At 57.5% G+C, this 15,661-nt stretch carries 12 protein-coding genes and 1 riboswitch; of the genes, 6 read left to right on the forward strand and 6 right to left on the reverse strand.

The genetic code is table 11. From position 1 onward, the window contains the following. Positions 1–75: 75 nt before the first annotated feature. A riboswitch (cobalamin riboswitch) is annotated at positions 76–287 on the reverse strand. Between the two features lie 147 nt (positions 288–434). Then, positions 435–800: a response regulator gene (locus tag HBN79_RS02595; RefSeq protein WP_095024740.1), complete on the reverse strand. Its 366-nt coding sequence runs from the start codon at positions 798–800 to the stop codon at positions 435–437. 164 nt (positions 801–964) lie between these two features. Here HBN79_RS02595 and HBN79_RS02600 point away from each other — a divergent pair, with 164 nt between their 5' ends. The 5 genes from HBN79_RS02600 to HBN79_RS02620 all read left to right on the forward strand — a co-directional run bounded on the left by HBN79_RS02600 (position 965) and on the right by HBN79_RS02620 (position 7,493). Then, positions 965–4,441, forward strand: a complete 3,477-nt coding sequence (locus HBN79_RS02600; RefSeq protein ID WP_169916211.1) for a response regulator — start codon at positions 965–967, stop codon at positions 4,439–4,441. Continuing rightward, the gene (locus HBN79_RS02605; protein ID WP_095000394.1) at positions 4,442–5,257 is read left to right on the forward strand and encodes a protein-glutamate O-methyltransferase CheR; all 816 of its coding nucleotides are present in this window, start codon (positions 4,442–4,444) and stop codon (positions 5,255–5,257) included. 17 nt (positions 5,258–5,274) lie between these two features. Continuing rightward, positions 5,275–5,862, forward strand: a complete 588-nt coding sequence (locus HBN79_RS02610) for a chemotaxis protein CheB (RefSeq protein WP_095000639.1) — start codon at positions 5,275–5,277, stop codon at positions 5,860–5,862. Continuing rightward, positions 5,856–7,049, forward strand: a complete 1,194-nt coding sequence (locus tag HBN79_RS02615; protein WP_169916401.1) for a hybrid sensor histidine kinase/response regulator — start codon at positions 5,856–5,858, stop codon at positions 7,047–7,049. Before HBN79_RS02610 ends, HBN79_RS02615 begins: the two co-directional genes overlap by 7 nt. A 66-nt stretch (positions 7,050–7,115) precedes the next feature. Beyond that, positions 7,116–7,493: a response regulator gene (locus HBN79_RS02620; protein WP_095000393.1), complete on the forward strand. Its 378-nt coding sequence runs from the start codon at positions 7,116–7,118 to the stop codon at positions 7,491–7,493. A 116-nt stretch (positions 7,494–7,609) separates the two neighbouring features. Here HBN79_RS02620 and HBN79_RS02625 read toward each other — a convergent pair whose 3' ends face one another. The 3 genes from HBN79_RS02625 to HBN79_RS02635 all read right to left on the reverse strand — a co-directional run bounded on the left by HBN79_RS02625 (position 7,610) and on the right by HBN79_RS02635 (position 12,873). Next, the gene (locus HBN79_RS02625) at positions 7,610–8,665 is read right to left on the reverse strand and encodes a tetratricopeptide repeat protein (protein ID WP_095023583.1); all 1,056 of its coding nucleotides are present in this window, start codon (positions 8,663–8,665) and stop codon (positions 7,610–7,612) included. Between the two features lie 106 nt (positions 8,666–8,771). Continuing rightward, positions 8,772–10,667 (reverse strand): penicillin-binding protein 2, encoded by a 1,896-nt coding sequence (gene mrdA, locus HBN79_RS02630; protein WP_095000391.1) that lies wholly within the window; start codon positions 10,665–10,667, stop codon positions 8,772–8,774. A gap of 274 nt (positions 10,668–10,941) precedes the next feature. Beyond that, on the reverse strand, positions 10,942–12,873 hold the full coding sequence (locus tag HBN79_RS02635) for a M60 family metallopeptidase (protein ID WP_169916212.1): 1,932 nt from the start codon (positions 12,871–12,873) through the stop codon (positions 10,942–10,944). Between the two features lie 250 nt (positions 12,874–13,123). Here HBN79_RS02635 and HBN79_RS02640 point away from each other — a divergent pair, with 250 nt between their 5' ends. Next, positions 13,124–14,047 (forward strand): pyridoxal-phosphate dependent enzyme, encoded by a 924-nt coding sequence (locus HBN79_RS02640; protein WP_095000389.1) that lies wholly within the window; start codon positions 13,124–13,126, stop codon positions 14,045–14,047. Here HBN79_RS02640 and HBN79_RS02645 read toward each other — a convergent pair. Further along, positions 14,044–14,592, reverse strand: coding sequence for a cytochrome b (locus HBN79_RS02645; protein WP_095000388.1), 549 nt, complete (start codon positions 14,590–14,592; stop codon positions 14,044–14,046). The genes HBN79_RS02640 and HBN79_RS02645 overlap by 4 nt on opposite strands. A 94-nt stretch (positions 14,593–14,686) precedes the next feature. Next, positions 14,687–15,643, reverse strand: a complete 957-nt coding sequence (locus HBN79_RS02650; protein WP_095020022.1) for a DUF1853 family protein — start codon at positions 15,641–15,643, stop codon at positions 14,687–14,689. Positions 15,644–15,661 lie beyond the last annotated feature (18 nt).

Here is a 15,661-nt window from a genome sequence, read left to right on the forward strand (position 1 = left end):
CGACGGGCAGCAAAGCGCAAGAAAACCCCGCGAACGAAGCTCGCAGGGTTTAACAGCGCCCGCCCACCGCGGGTTTGTTATTCGAAATAATCAGGCCGGTCTCCGGGCTTGCGAGGGGCTCATGGGCTGAACCTGCAAACATCTCCTTCCCATGCCAGTGGCACAGTGGACGTGATGTTTCTCTCGCTTACCGTTGCGGGGGCAGCGCCGGACTTGTCAGGGCAAAAGCCTGACGCACCGGTTTCCCGTTTCACCCTGTGAAGGGCACCTGATACAAGATGTGTAGGAAACCACAGCCCTGTGGGGCCGTCAATTGCAGAGGTATGCCTGGCTTTTGATTTTCATGTGTGTGGCTTGCCTGCGATGCGGGTAACGCGGTCTTTCAGCGGCACCGCAGTGACGCGATCGCGAGCAAGCCCGCTCCCACAGACTTCTCATGCATTGATCAGCATGCTTTTGACTTTTGCGCGCAGTTGGTCAATGGAGAAAGGCTTGCCGATCACCGCCATGCCTTCTGCAATCTCCAGGGTCTCGGCGTAGCCGCTGGCAAACAGCACTGGCAATGTCTGGCGCAGTTCGCGGGCCTTGGCAGCCAATGTGCGGCCGTCCATTCCCGGCAGGCCAACGTCGGTCATCAGCAGGTCAATGTTACGGGCTGTGTCCTCAAGCAGTTCCAGAGCGCGCTCGCTGCCATCGGCTTCAAGCACGCTGAACTCCAGTTCTTGCAGTACATCAACGATCAGCATGCGAACAATGGCGTCGTCTTCGACCACAAGGATGGTGGAGGGTGTTGCGGACATAATCATGATCTCGATAAAAATTTAAGCGCAGTTGCCACAGCGAGTAAGCATAGCCTTCACCTGCCTCCCTATGTGTGTAAAAACGTATTTAAAGGTAAGAAATTAGAACTATTGCTCGATAATCCGGCAAACTCCAGTTTTTTATGACTGTCACGGGCCTGAAAATGAACGCACCTGCATCAATCGACGAGCGAAGCTTTCGCAAGCTCCTGAGTCGCAACGTCGGTTTGCCTTTGGCCGTCGGTGTGCTCAGTGCTGCATTGTTTGTGGTTATGGTCAGCTATTTGCTGTCGGTGATCAGGTGGGTCGAGCACAGTGATCGGGTCATCAGCAATGCCAATGACGCGGTGCGCCTGACGGTCGACCTCGAAACCGGCATGCGCGGTTTTCTCATCACCGGTGATGAGCATTTCCTCGACCCCTATGCCGTCGCCAAGCCGCAAATCAATGTGCAATTAAAAGGTTTGCAGGAGCTGGTCAGCGATAACCCCCAGCAGATTGACCGCCTCAAGCGTCTTGAAGCGTTGCAGGATGAGTGGAATGTCTACGCACAGTCGATGGTCGACCTGCGCCGCCAGGACGGTGACTACCGTTCGGCAGTGCAGGCCGGACGCGGCAAGCGCCTGAGTGATGAAATCCGTAAGGAATATGACGATTTTATTCAAATGGAGCAGCAGCTGCGCATGGCGCGCAGTGAAGACGTCAGCCGTACCACGATTATCTGTATCGCCCTTTACCTGTGTTTTGTGCTGGGCTTGAGCGGCTTTCTGGCCTATGTAGGGCGTCGAGATTTAATAGAGCTTTCAAATAGTTACAACAACGTCTTCGAGTCGCAGATCAAGACTGCGCAGCGCCTGGAGCAGCAGGCGTGGTTACGCAACGGTCAGACTGAACTGGCCGAACAGGTGCTGGGGCGTCTGACCCTGAATATGCTGGGGCGCAATATCCTGCAATTCTGCGCCCAGTATCTGGGGTCGGTGGTGGCGGCGGTTTACGTGCGTGAAGATCATGGCGGCCTGAAGCGTGTGGCCAGCTACGGTTTTTCCCGTGAGCAAGAGGTACAGGACCAGCTGATTCACAACGACGAAGGCATCGTCGGGCAGGCCGCGCAGCAGGACAAGCTGATTCGTCTGGACAATGTGCCTGCCGACTACAGCCTCAAAGTAACCTCCGGGCTGGGCCAGGGCAGCCCGCACAGTGTGCTGGTGGTACCGACCAGTGATGATGACCGGGTCAACGGGGTGATTGAGCTGGGGTTTCTGCGCCCGCTGAGCGCGCGCGATATCGAGCTGTTCGAACTGATTGCCGACAATATCGGCACCTCGATCGAAGCTGCCCGCTATCGTCAGCGCCTGCAGGAAGTGCTGGCCGAAACCCAGCAGCTCAACGAGGAGCTGCAAGTCCAGCAGGAAGAATTGAAAACCGCCAACGAAGAACTCGAAGAGCAGTCGCGCATCCTCAAAGAGTCGCAAACCAGCCTCGAAACCCAGCAGGCCGAACTTGAGCAGACCAACGAAGAGCTGGCTGGCCAGCGTGACGCGATGGATCGCAAGAACACCGAGCTGAATCGGGTCCAGATCCAGCTTGAAGACCGCGCGGATGAGTTGCAGCGCTCCAGCAAGTACAAGTCGGAGTTCCTCGCCAACATGTCCCACGAGCTGCGCACGCCCTTGAACAGCTCGCTGATTCTGGCCAAGCTGCTGTCCGAGAACCCGCAGCAAAACCTTAGCGCAGAGCAGGTGAAGTTTGCCGAGTCGATTTACTCGGCGGGCAATGACCTGCTCAACCTGATCAACGACATTCTGGATATTTCCAAGGTCGAAGCCGGCAAGCTTGAAGTGCGCCCCGAGAACACCAGCGTCGGGCGTGTGGTTGAAGGCTTGCGCGGGATGTTTCAGCCACTGGCAGGTGAAAAATCCCTGGGCTTTGACGTGCAAGTTCAACCCGGCACGCCGCCGATGATCTACACCGACAGTCAGCGTCTGGAGCAAATCCTGAAAAACCTGCTGTCCAATGCGGTCAAATTCACCGAGAAAGGCCAGGTCAGCCTGGTCGTGTCCCGTGAGCCGGGAGAAGGAGTGGCCTTTGCTGTGACCGATTCGGGCATAGGCATCGCCGCGGATCAGCAGGAAAGCATTTTCGAAGCCTTCCGCCAGGCTGATGGCACCAGCAACCGCCGCTACGGCGGAACTGGCCTGGGCCTGTCGATCTCCCGCGACCTGGCGACCTTGCTCGGTGGTTCGATCACGGTCAGCAGCGAGCCGGGGCAGGGCAGCACCTTTACCCTGGTGCTGCCGGAGCAATATGTGGAGTCGGCCGAGGAGTTGGCGCAACTGTCCGCCACTGCCGCGCCACGGCCAGCACCCGCGGCCCTCAGGTCTCAGCCGTTACCCGTCGTTGTGCCACCGGTAGAGATTGCGCGCTTTATGGATGATCGCGAGCAGGCGCCGTTTGCCACGCGTTGCATCCTGGTGATTGAAGATGAGCCCAACTTTGCGCATATCCTCTTCGATCTTGCACATGAACTCGGCTATCGTTGCCTGGTCGCCCACGGTGCCGACGAAGGTTTCAGCCTGGCCGCACAGTTTATTCCCGATGCCATCCTGCTGGACATGCGCCTGCCGGACCACTCGGGGCTCACCGTGTTGCAGCGCCTCAAGGCCCTTGCGCCGACCCGGCATATACCGGTGCATGTGATTTCCGTCGAGGATCGGGTCGAGGCCGCGATGCATATGGGCGCGGTGGGCTACGCGGTCAAGCCGACCACCCGTGAAGAGCTGAAAAACGTCTTCGCCCGCCTGGAAGCCAAGCTGACCCAGAAGGTCAAGCGCGTGCTGCTGGTAGAGGACGACGACCTGCAGCGTGACAGCATTGCCCGCCTGATCGGCGACGATGACATTGAAATCAGCGCCGTAGGTTTTGCCCAGGAGGCACTGGACCTGCTGCGCGACACGATCTACGACTGCATGATCATCGACCTCAAACTGCCGGACATGCTCGGCAACGACTTGCTCAAGCGCATGTCCACCGAGGAAATCTGCTCGTTCCCGCCGGTTATTGTTTATACGGGGCGTAACCTGACCCGCGATGAAGAGGCTGAACTGCGCAAGTATTCGCGCTCGATCATCATCAAGGGCGCCCGCTCACCGGAGCGCTTGCTCGATGAAGTGACATTATTTCTGCACAAAGTTGAATCTCAGTTGTCCCATGAGCGGCAAACAATGCTCAAGACCGCCCGCAGCCGCGACAAGGTGTTCGAAGGGCGCAAGATTCTGTTGGTGGATGACGATGTCCGCAATATCTTTGCCCTGACCAGCGCACTGGAACAAAAAGGCGCCATTGTGGTGATCGGCCGTAATGGCCGCGAAGCCATCGAACGCCTGGATGAAGTTGAAGACATCGACCTGGTGTTGATGGACGTGATGATGCCGGAAATGGATGGCTACGAGGCCACCGTCGAAATTCGCAAGAACCCGCGCTGGCGCAAGCTGCCAATCATTGCGGTGACGGCCAAGGCGATGAAGGACGATCAGGAGCGTTGCCTGCAGGCAGGCGCCAATGATTACCTGGCCAAACCTATCGATCTGGATCGACTGTTTTCGTTGATCCGGGTCTGGCTACCGAAAATGGAACGACTCTAAGTGCAACGAAACACCGATATCGAGTTACGGTTGCTGATTGAAGCGATCTATCTCAAATACAGTTACGACTTTCGCGATTACTCCGGCGCTTCGATCAAGCGCCGGGTCAATCATGCATTGCGTCAGTTCGATTGCCAGACCATTTCGGCCTTGCAGGAGCGCATCCTGCATGACCCTACGGCCTTTATGCAGTTATTGCAGTTCCTGACCATTCCAGTGAGCGAGATGTTTCGCGATCCGGAACACTTCCTGGCCATTCGCCAGGAGGTGGTGCCCATCCTCAAGACCTACCCGTCGCTGAAAATCTGGATTGCGGGGTGCAGCACCGGTGAGGAGGTTTACTCCATGGCCATCCTGTTGCGCGAAGAAGGCTTGTTGGATCGCACTATCATTTACGCCACTGATATCAACCCGCGGTCTCTGGAAAAAGCCAAGCAGGGGATTTTTTCCCTGGAGAACATTCGCGCCTATACCCACAACTACCAGAAGGCCGGTGGTCAGCGTTCGTTTGCCGATTACTACACCGCCGCCTACGACTACGCGATTTTTGACAAGACGTTGCGTGAGAACGTGACCTTTGCCGACCACAGTCTGGCAACGGACAGCGTGTTTTCAGAAACCAATTTAATTTCATGCCGTAACGTATTGATTTACTTCAATAAAGATTTACAAAACAGAGCCTTTGGCCTGTTTCATGAATCGCTCTGCCACCGTGGCTTTCTGATGCTGGGCAGCAAGGAAACCCTGGATTTTTCGAACTACAGCAAACAGTTCACCCCGGTGCTCAAGCAAGAACGGATCTACCGCAAGCTATGACAGCCCGGCACAGCCTGATGGCTGCACACAGACCAGTAGAAGCCGTGGTGATCGGTGCCTCGGCGGGCGGGGTCGAAGCCTTGCTGGCCCTGCTGGGCGATTTGCGACCTGGCTATTGTCTGCCGATCATCGTGGTGTTGCACTTGCCCGACGAGCGCCGCAGCCAGCTGGCAGAAGTGTTTGCCAAGCGCGTGGCCCTGCCGGTGCGGGAGGTTCAGGACAAGCAGCCGATCGAGCCGGGTACTTTGTATTTTGCCGCGCCCGGCTACCATGTCTCGGTGGAGCAGGATCAGAGTTTTTCCCTGAGCCAGGAGGAGAGGGTGCATTTTTCGCGACCTGCGATTGATTACCTTTTTGAGTCTGCGGCCGACGTGTATCAACAACGCCTGGCCGCGATATTGCTCACAGGTGCCAATCGCGATGGTGCGCTGGGGCTGAGCCAGGTCAAGCAGGCGGGCGGCCTGACCATTATCCAGGACCCGGACGAAGCCCATGTATCGACCATGCCCCGCGCAGCCCTGGAGCTTTTTCAACCGGACTGCATCCTTCCCTTGCGCGGCATTGGCCGTCTGCTTGTCGAGCTGGAACATATCCAATGCTGCTAAATGATATTCAAGCCAAACTGCTGATCGTCGATGATCTGCCGGAAAATCTGCTGGCCCTTGAAGCGCTGATCAAGCGTGAGGATCGCCTCGTCTACAAGGCCCTGTCTGCCGACGAGGCGTTGTCGCTGCTGTTGCAGCACGAGTTCGCAATGGCCATTCTGGATGTGCAGATGCCCGGGATGAACGGTTTTGAACTGGCCGAGATGATGCGTGGTACGGCCAAGACCAAAAACATCCCCATCGTGTTTGTCAGTGCCGCCGGCCGTGAGATGAACTATGCCTTCAAGGGCTACGAAAGCGGTGCGGTGGACTTTTTGCACAAGCCGCTGGATATCCATGCGGTCAAAAGCAAGGTCAGCGTGTTCGTTGAGCTGTATCGTCAGAGCAAGGCCATGAAGCAGCAGGTCGAAGCACTGGAGCAGAGCCGCCGCGAGCAGGAGACCCTGCTGGCGCAGCTCCAGTTGACCCAGGTGGAGCTGGAGCATGCTGTGCGAATGCGTGATGACTTTATGTCGATCGTCTCCCATGAGGTGCGAACGCCGCTCAACGGGCTGATTCTCGAGACCCAGCTGCGCAAGATGCACCTGGCCCGCGACAACGCCGCGGCATTTACCCTGGACAAAATGCAGGCCATGGTCGAGCGTGACGAACGCCAGATCCAGAGCCTGATTCGCTTGATTGAAGACATGCTCGATGTGTCGCGTATTCGCACCGGCAAGCTGTCTATCCGCCCTGCGCCGGTTGATTTGGCCCAGGTCGTTGCACAGTTGCTGGAGAGCTTCTCCGCACAGATCACCGCAGCGCAATCAAGTGTCAACTTCACGGCGGTGCAGCCGGTGGTGGGGCAGTGGGATGAGTTCCGGATCGAGCAGGTAATCAGCAACCTGCTGACTAATGCCCTACGTTATGGTGCGAAAAAGCCCATTGAGGTATCTGTTTACATTGACGACGATCAAGCCGTGGTCGATGTGCGCGATCAGGGCATCGGCATCAGCGAAGCAAACCAGCAGCGGGTTTTTCAGCAATTCGAACGGGTTTCAGCCAGCCATGTCACTGCAGGTCTAGGCCTGGGGCTGTTTATCTCGGAGCAGATTGTGGCTGCGCACAGCGGCACCATCAGCGTGCAGAGTACATTGGGTGAGGGGGCATTATTCAGGGTTTGCCTGCCGTTGGTACAAAAGACATAAATTGGGCGCAACCTATGACCGCGCCTGGGGTCATACTGGCAGCGATGGCATGAATTAAGGTTTCCTATGAGTGAAGATGCGCAAGATGTTGTTTTGATTGTCGAAGACGATCCTTCAATCCTGATGGTCCTGAGCGCCTATCTGTCGGGCGAGGGCTACAGGGTCTTGCAGGCCGAAAACGGCGAACAGGCGTTCGAGATCCTGGCGAGCAAGCCGCATCTGGACCTTATGGTTACCGACTTCCGTTTGCCGGGGGGGATTTCCGGGGTACAGATCGCCGAGCCTGCGCTCAAGCTGCGCCCGGACCTGAAAGTCATTTTTATCAGCGGTTACCCGGCCGAGATCCGCGACACGGGCAGCCCCATTACCCTGACGGCGCCGATCCTGGCCAAGCCGTTCGACCTCGATACCTTGCAGGCGCAGATCCAGAAGCTGCTGGCCTGAGCATCTGATTCATGCCGAAACCTGTGGGAGCGGGCTTGCTCGCGATGGCATCACCCGCGCCCCTCAGGCCGGCTTGCCTGCATTGCGAGCAAGCCCGCCACTGCAGGTTCAGTGCTTCACAAGCCCTGCTGCAACGCCGGGTCATCCGGGTTTTGCTGCTCCAGTTGCGCGAGCAGCACCTGCACATTCTGCAATTGCCCGGCCTCCTTCCAATAGCGAATCAATAACACGCGTGCCTTGCGATTGGCAGGCTGGCGTTGCAGCAGCTCTTCGAGCTGACGTTGCGCGGCTTCCAGTTGGTCGAGGTCGTGCAGGGCTGTGGCCAGTTTGTAACGGTAATCACTGTTGTCGGGCTCCAGCTCAACGGCCCTGGCAAGGCCAAGCAGGGCGTACTCGGTCTGGCCGTGATTGAGCAGCCAGATGCCCAGGGCATGCTGCAGATAGGCTGAGTCAGGATGGGCTTGAAGTTGTCTGGCCAGCAATTGTCGGGCCTGGTCAGCTTTACCGCGCTTGTCCAGCAGTTCGATTTGCGCGACGACGGCCTTGAGGTTGTCGGGGTCCAGGCGGGTGACTTGTTCCAGTGCAGCCTGGGCGTCGTCCAGCTGGCCTTCATGCAGGTACAGCCGGGCAAGTTGGCCTTGAGCCTGCGGATCATCGGGGCGGGTCTTGAGGTCGCGTTCGAACTCGTCGACCACTTGCTGCAAGGGGCCGAAGTACAGCCCCTGTTCATCTGGCGACAGACCAAGCAGGGCATTGGCAGCCGCAAAACGCACACTCTGTTCACTGTCATCGAGCAATGGTCCCAGCAATAGCGTGCGCTGGGCGTTGGGCACCAGCCCGACTATGCTCTGGATCGCGGCTTTGCGTACCAGGGGTGAAGGGTTATGCAAATCGGCGTCGGCCAGCTTGAGCGCTTGCGGGCTCGGGTAGTTGGGCAGTTCGGCATGCAGGCCCGCGCGGCGGGTATCGGTCAAGTCGGTGCGAGCCAGTTGCTGGTAAAGCACGCGGGCGGCACCGGGTTTGCCGTTATGGGCCATATCCAGTGCGATGGAGTAGCGCTGGTTTACCGAAGGAGTAGGGGCGGCAGGATCAGGGCGCATCGAATACCAGAGGCCGCCGGCAACGAGTGCTGACACAAGACTGATTACGAGGTAACGGCGGGGCTGGGTCATCCAATATCCAGAAACAGGCATGCATATGGGGTGCAAGAGTGGGTGACTCGGGAGCTTGAGTCAAATCGCCATGGCCACCCTCACCCTGAGGGCGAGGGTGCGGCTTTCACACATGCGGCGTGGCATGGCCCTTGACCTGCGGGCTGGCGTACTGCGGCTTGAGCAGGCCCTGGTTGTCCAGCAACCAGGCATCCATCACCTTGCGCACCACCGGGCCGGCCACCCGGCCACCGGCTTCGCCGTTCTCGATCATCACCGAAATCACGATCTGCGGATCTTCCGCCGGGGCAAAGCCAACAAACAGGGCGTTGTCCCGATTGCGCTCGGCGGTCTTGAGGCGGTTGTAACGCTCGCCCTGCTTGATTGCCACCACCTGCGCCGTACCGCTTTTGCCGGCAATCCGGTATTGCACGCCCTGGGCTGCTGCCCGGGCAATACCGCGCGGGTCGTGCATCACCAACTGCATGGCGTGATTGACCTGATCCCAGTCCCGCGGATCACGCAGCACCAGATTGGGGATCGGGTGTTCATCCACCGGCGGCGTACCGTCCACGGTCCTGGCCAGGTGCGGACGGTTCCATACGCCCTTGTTGGCAATCAGCGCGGTGGCCTGGGCCAGTTGCAGCGGGGTAACCTGCATATAACCCTGGCCGATGCCCAGGATCACTGTTTCGCCAGGGAACCATGCTTGACGGCGGGTGCTGCGCTTCCACTCGCGGGACGGCATCAGGCCAGATGACTCTTCAAACATGTCCAGCGAGACTTTTTGCCCCAGCCCGAATTCGGCCATGTAATCGTGCATGCGGTCAATGCCCAGCTTGGATGCCAGGTCGTAAAAGTAGGTGTCGTTGGAGCGCATGATCGCCGCGTTCAAATCCACCCAGCCATCACCACTGTGGTTCCAGTTGCGGTATTTGTGGTCGACATTGGGCAACTGGAAATAGCCGGGGTCAAACACCCGGGTCGAGGCGGAAATTACGCCGCTGTCCAGCCCTGCAATCGCCACTTCGGGCTTGATGGTCGATCCCGGTGCATACAGCCCGCGCAGGGCCCGGTTGAACAGCGGTTTGTCGATGGAATCGCGCAAGCCCGAGTAGTCCCTGGAGCTGATACCGGTCACGAACAGGTTGGGGTCGAAACTCGGTTTGCTGACCATCGCCAGCACCTCGCCGGTTTTCGGGTCCAGGGCAATGATCGAGCCACGGCGGTCGCCCAGGGCATCCTCGGCGGCTTCCTGCAATTTGATATCCAGGCTCAGCACGATGTTCTTGCCCGCCACCGCATCGGTGTGGCGCAGCACGCGCATGACCCGGCCCTGTGCATTGGTTTCGACTTCTTCAAAACCGACCTGGCCGTGCAGTTCGTTCTCATAGAAGCGTTCGATGCCGGTTTTACCGATCGATTGGGTGCCACGGTATTGAGTGGCATTCAGCTGCTTGGCTTCTTTCTCGTTGATGCGCCCGACATAACCGACTGAGTGGGCAAAGTGATCGCCCTGCGGATAGTGGCGTACAAATTGCGCCTCGACATCGATACCCGGCAGGCGGAACTGGTTGACGGCCAGCAGGGCGATCTGATCTTCCGTCAGCTCGTACAGCAGGGTTGAAGGGTCAAACGGGTGGCGCGCCTGTTTCATCGCCTTGGCAAATACGGCGCGATCTTCTTCGGGCAAGTGCAGGATGCTGATCACTGAATCCAGCACCTTGGCGGTATCGCCAGCCCGCTCGCGGGTGATGGTCATATTGAAGCTGGGCTGGTTATCGGCCAGCAGCACGCCGTTGCGGTCATAGATAAAACCGCGCTCCGGGGGGATGGGCAACACGTGCACCCGGTTGTTCTCGGAGACCGTGGAGTTGTAGTCGAACTCGGTGACTTGCAGAAAATACATGCGACCGATCAGGGCGCAGCTGATAGCCAGCACCAGCGCCGCACAGGCGATCAGTCTTTTATTGACCAGCCGTTTTTCGGAATCGTGATCTTTAAGAGGGATCGGCTCAGGCATATCCGGGGTGTCTCGCGTCAGAAAACAGATAGCAGCAGCCAGCAGGTCGTTAGCTGGCTACGAAATTCGGCGCACACCTTACCAAGAAGCCTGTGCTTGAGTCAGTTTATTGGCCGAAATGTGGATGAAAGCCGACGGGCAGTGGGCCTGCTGAGTGGCTTTGGACTCCGACCAAGAAAGCGTGTAGTCATCTCCTCCCTTCGAGCGAAAAGGACTACAGCCAAGCCACGCTTAAGCTGGCGGGGATACACGTGCCCGCAGACTGTTAATACATTTATTGAAATGTATCAGCCACTGTAAACGGGATATCCAGTTGGGCACCCCAGGCAGGTAACTTCCAATCCCTTGCAGCGAGTTGAATACGGCCTCTTAGGTTGCCTTTAAGCCCAGGATTGTCTTGAGGGTGGTATTCGATGTTCCAATAGCTGTAACCCGGTTGAGCACAGCCAGTCGCGGAGTTTAAAGAGCGTTTTGCACAGCCCCCGTTGCTTCGTGTGCCCCGAAAGGTGAGGTAACTGATTTTATTTGATTGATCCCAGGCAGGCACGATCAGTTTCGTGTAGTTGGAGTCTGCCCATGTCAAGTCCACAGGGCCTTCATTGATGTTGTATGCGACGTATGCAATATTTTTTGCACTACCATCCTGCATCTGACCATGTGTTGAACTTGCACTGTTTGCCGCGATAGCCCAGTTATTGCGGGTGTCAGCTCCTACAGGTTGTAAAGGTTGTGCCAGTTCCATGTTTGCGATGGTCTTGCTGGCTTCGGCTGAGTAAGCCACCCCCCATTTGTCGAAAAAGCTTCTTAGGTCACGGCCGGAAAAACGACTGGCATTGACAACGAACCAATCTTTTTTCTTGGCGTTGGTATTGAAAGCAGTCGCGTTGTCTGCATAGTTGAACTCTTTACGAAAAGCTTTTCCAAGTTGGGGGTAAAGGTTCTCATAGGAGGCCGCCAATTGGTTGAACATGACCGAGCGATTAAAGTCTCCTCCTTCAATTGCGCCGTCAAAGTTATAAGCCTTGCCTGATTTTAAATAGTTGCCCACGGATTCCCGATCCCAGGTTTTGTCCGAGTAGGCAGCGCCCGGATGACAGTCCTTCAATTCATACGACCCTTGAAGGCGACGGCAAGCGGCGACTGAGTAAAGGTTGACCGTAACTTCCGAGAGCCCCCCCCACGTCCATCCGACCTGATTCATGTGGCCGTATTCATGCCAGTAACCCCATGAGGTGGGAACGGCAGCTCCGCCAAAGTTGATCTTGATGAGTCCCTGGCCACCTGATGCACTGCAACATGCAGCATAAGAAGCATTGATCAAGCCTGGCGTGGGCAAGTCGAGCGGGGCCGCTATCGACTGACTGTCAAATCCATTGAGCCGGTCGTTTACCAGTGTCATGAGCAGGTGCTCGCGCATTAACCGCATAATGTCAATGTTCTTGTTGCGGTTAGCGACTTTAGCTGGCATGTAGAAGCGGGTCCGCCCGTCGAATAACAGCACCTCTCCTGATGGATTGGGCTGTTGGCTGAGGGTTGTTTTCCATTCTTCTTTTGTTGTTATGCCAAAAATAAACATCGGTACATGTTGTGCATTGCCCTTGTTGACGTGTAGGGGAATCATTTTTCCGGCGTTCTGCATGTCGCGTGTCGGGTCTTGGCACGAAAGCAGCAGAGTCCCATTTCTGGAGGCTGTGTAAGTGACCGTGTACTCGGTCGGGGCAGCAGGGAGCCTGAGCTCATCATGTAAACTTGAAGGCACATTGAAGTCTGGGATGGTCCAGGCACTGCAAGTTATATTGCTGTCGGATGGGGTTCTTGTGATTTCTACAGACTGTGAGGTGCTCAAAAATACAGGGGTAGTAAAAAAACCATGCCTGCCATGCATGCTTGTCCTGTTTCGTCCATTAGTATGACCTTCGGTTACAGGTACTTTGTAATTTCCTGAGGTGTCGCCAGTATATTGCTCTAGTGTTTTGCGGATCCAGTAGAGGGGTGTCAGAGGATCATTGCTGTCTGTGAGGGCCTTGTCGGGATCGCTGTTCAATAATTGTGGTGAAAGGTTGAATTCTGCCAGGGCTTCGACGAATCCGGGCTTTAACTCGTGACTTCTCCACCACAGTGTTTGCTCCTGCGCTAGAGCAGGGGTGAATGCACTCAAGGAACATAGGCTGCCAAGTAACATTGCGCTAATACAGTTGATGTTCATATCTTTCGGTCTTTTCATAGTTGTTTGTAGGGAAAGATACCGGCGTAGTCTGCCAGCTCCCTCAGATTGCATGAGCTTGGTCTTGGGAAATAGAGTTTTTTTCTTGTGATTTAGTAGGCATTTTAATGTTGTAGTCGTAAGTTGTAGGTAAAGTTAGCCAGGCTTGATATGTAAGCGGCCTGTATCAAAAAGCATGTTGAATACGGGGCAATGAAGTAAAATCCCTGTTTTTAGAGGAAATCGACCCTTAATGCTGTCTCTGATCGACTGGTACCCTCATGCACCTTTGCAGCCTTTAAACGTAGAGTGGCTGCAGCAGGCCGGGATCGAAGCAGCCGTATTGCGGCTGGACCTTATCGACCCGCTGATCAGCGGCAACAAGTGGTTCAAGCTCACTGACCATTTACGCAGGGCACGGGCAGCAGGGGCTGACGGGCTGATCAGCCTGGGCGGCGCCCATTCCAATCATTTGCATGCCCTGGCAGCTGCCGGCAAGCGTTTTGGCTTTGCCACCGTGGGGCTGTTGCGCGGTCACCCTCAACAAACCCCCACCACGCTCGACCTTGAGCGCTTTGGCATGCAACTGCACTGGCTGGGATTTGCCGGGTATCGGGCGCGGCATGAGCCGGACTTTTGGCAACCGTGGCAGGCCCTGTACCCGAACCTGCATCAGGTGCCCGAGGGTGGCGGCGGGCTGGCGGGGGCCCTGGGTTGCATGCCGTTGGTAAGCAGGGTGCGCGAGCAATTGGCGACTATAGGTTGGCAAGATTACGACGCTTGGTGGCTGGCCGCGGGGACCGGCACCACCCTGGCCGGGCTGGTGCTGGGCGAGGAGGGTAGGCGTCGGGTATATGGCGCGCTGGCGGTTCCCGAGGACCACGGCGTGGCCCCGCAGGTTGAGGCCATTTTGCAGGCTGGCGGGTTGCAGGAGCGAAATTTTGAGCTGGTCGATGCCAGTCGTGGCGGTTTTGCCAAGGTGGACGACGCCTTGCTGGCGTTTATGCGGGCCAATGAAGTGGCCAGTGGCATGCCACTGGAGCCGCTTTACACGGCCAAGGCTTTGATGGCACTGGCCCAGGCGGTTGAAAAGGGGGTCATTACACGGGGAATGCGTGTGGTGTTTGTTCACACCGGCGGCCTGCAAGGCCGCCGGGGGTTTGACCTGGGGCTTTAAGAACGCCCGGGCAACATGCGCAGCAAAGTGTTGTCCTTGATCAGATAGTGATGCCCCAGACCGGCCACGGCATGCAGGCCGATCAGCCAGTAACCGATGGTACCGCCCAGTTCATGCCAGCTCTTGATCTGCTTGGCGAAGTCCGGGTCCTTGGCGGTCAGGGGCAGGATATCGAAACCATAAAAGTACACCGGCTTGTCGTTGTAGCTCAGCACCAGGTAACCCAGCACCGGCATGGCGATCATGAACAGGTACAACGCCCAGTGCATCAAAGTGGCCAGAGCGGTCTGCCAGGCGGGTGGTGTCGGGGTGATTTTCGGCGCAACGCCCAGGGTTCGGGCCAGCAGCCTTAGCCAGACCAGTGCAAACACCGTCAACCCGAGCATGAAGTGCGCATCCTTCATCAGGTTGCGCCCGTCGCTGTCCTTGGGGAAGATCCCGCGAAACTCGATCGAGGCGTAGATCAATATAAACAGCAGCACCATCAGCCAGTGCAGGGCGATGGACATCCGGCTGTAGTGATGGGCGGTGCTTTTCCAGGTCATGGTGGTTCCTCACGGTTCAGGTCTAAAGTCCCCGTTCTTGTTGACGGAGTTCCTTTACTCTAAGTGGCCTGAGCAATCTTGCACTTGAGATGTGTCAGTTTTCAGGGCTTCCCGGCACATTAGGCCAAAGATCGGAAACCAGAAACAGGCGTTCAGCCTCTTCCCAGTCGCCCTCATCGTTTTCAGTCAGGCGAACCAGCAGCTGCGCCGGTGCTTGCGGGTGCAGTTCTGCCAGCCAGATATCCAGCTGTTGTGCCGCCCATATCCCCTCAGGAGCATAGCGCGCCGGAGCCAGCCAGGCATGCCGGGGCAGGGGTTGCCAGCAACCGGTGGCGCTCTGGCGGATAAACGCCGGCCAGTCGCGCTGATGCAACCAGCGCCCGCGCAGGTGTTGCGGGTTGGCACCGGCTGGTGGTCGGGCCTGCCCTGGCCACGGATACAGCAGGTAGCCGCCAAGCCACAAATGAGCGCTGAACGCCTGCACATCCAGCCCGGCCAGCACTTCACGGCTTTCCGGGCGGCTGGACATGGGTAGCTGGTGCTGGCAGAAATGCTTGAGCTTGCGGTCCAGGCGGTCATTGCTGCCGGGGCCTAGCCATTGCGCAGGGTCTGCGCCATCACCGTCCTGGGGGCCGAGGTAGAGTTTGATCGCCAGTTCCAGATGATGCACGCCGTCGCGGTCTCGCAGCACTAAATCGAGCTCACCCAGGGTATGCCCGCCCAGGCGGATCGGCAGGTTCGCGGCAATCAGCTCGACGCCCGGGGCATGCTGCACTGCAAACTGCCACAAGCGCTCGTAATAGCGCCCCAGGCGTCGGGTGGTGGCCAGTTCGAGCCAGTGCAGGAGTGGTTGGCAGTTGCGGTCCAGCTCGCGCAGCCAGTGCTCCAGTTGCTCCGGCGCCTGGACCCAGTCGCTGCCTGCCAATGGATGGCGTTGGGGCCAGGGGGTGTGGGTCAGCATCGGTGGTGCGAGGATCACCCACGCCAGATCGCGCACCTCGGGGTGGCGCAATTGATGGGGCAGGTTGAGCAAGTCGGGGAAGAGGGTCATTGTGCGAGCATAGCCGTT

It is taken from the genome of Pseudomonas sp. WS 5051 (genome assembly GCF_012985715.1).
GTDB classification, from domain to species: Bacteria; Pseudomonadota; Gammaproteobacteria; order Pseudomonadales; family Pseudomonadaceae; genus Aquipseudomonas; species Aquipseudomonas bubulae.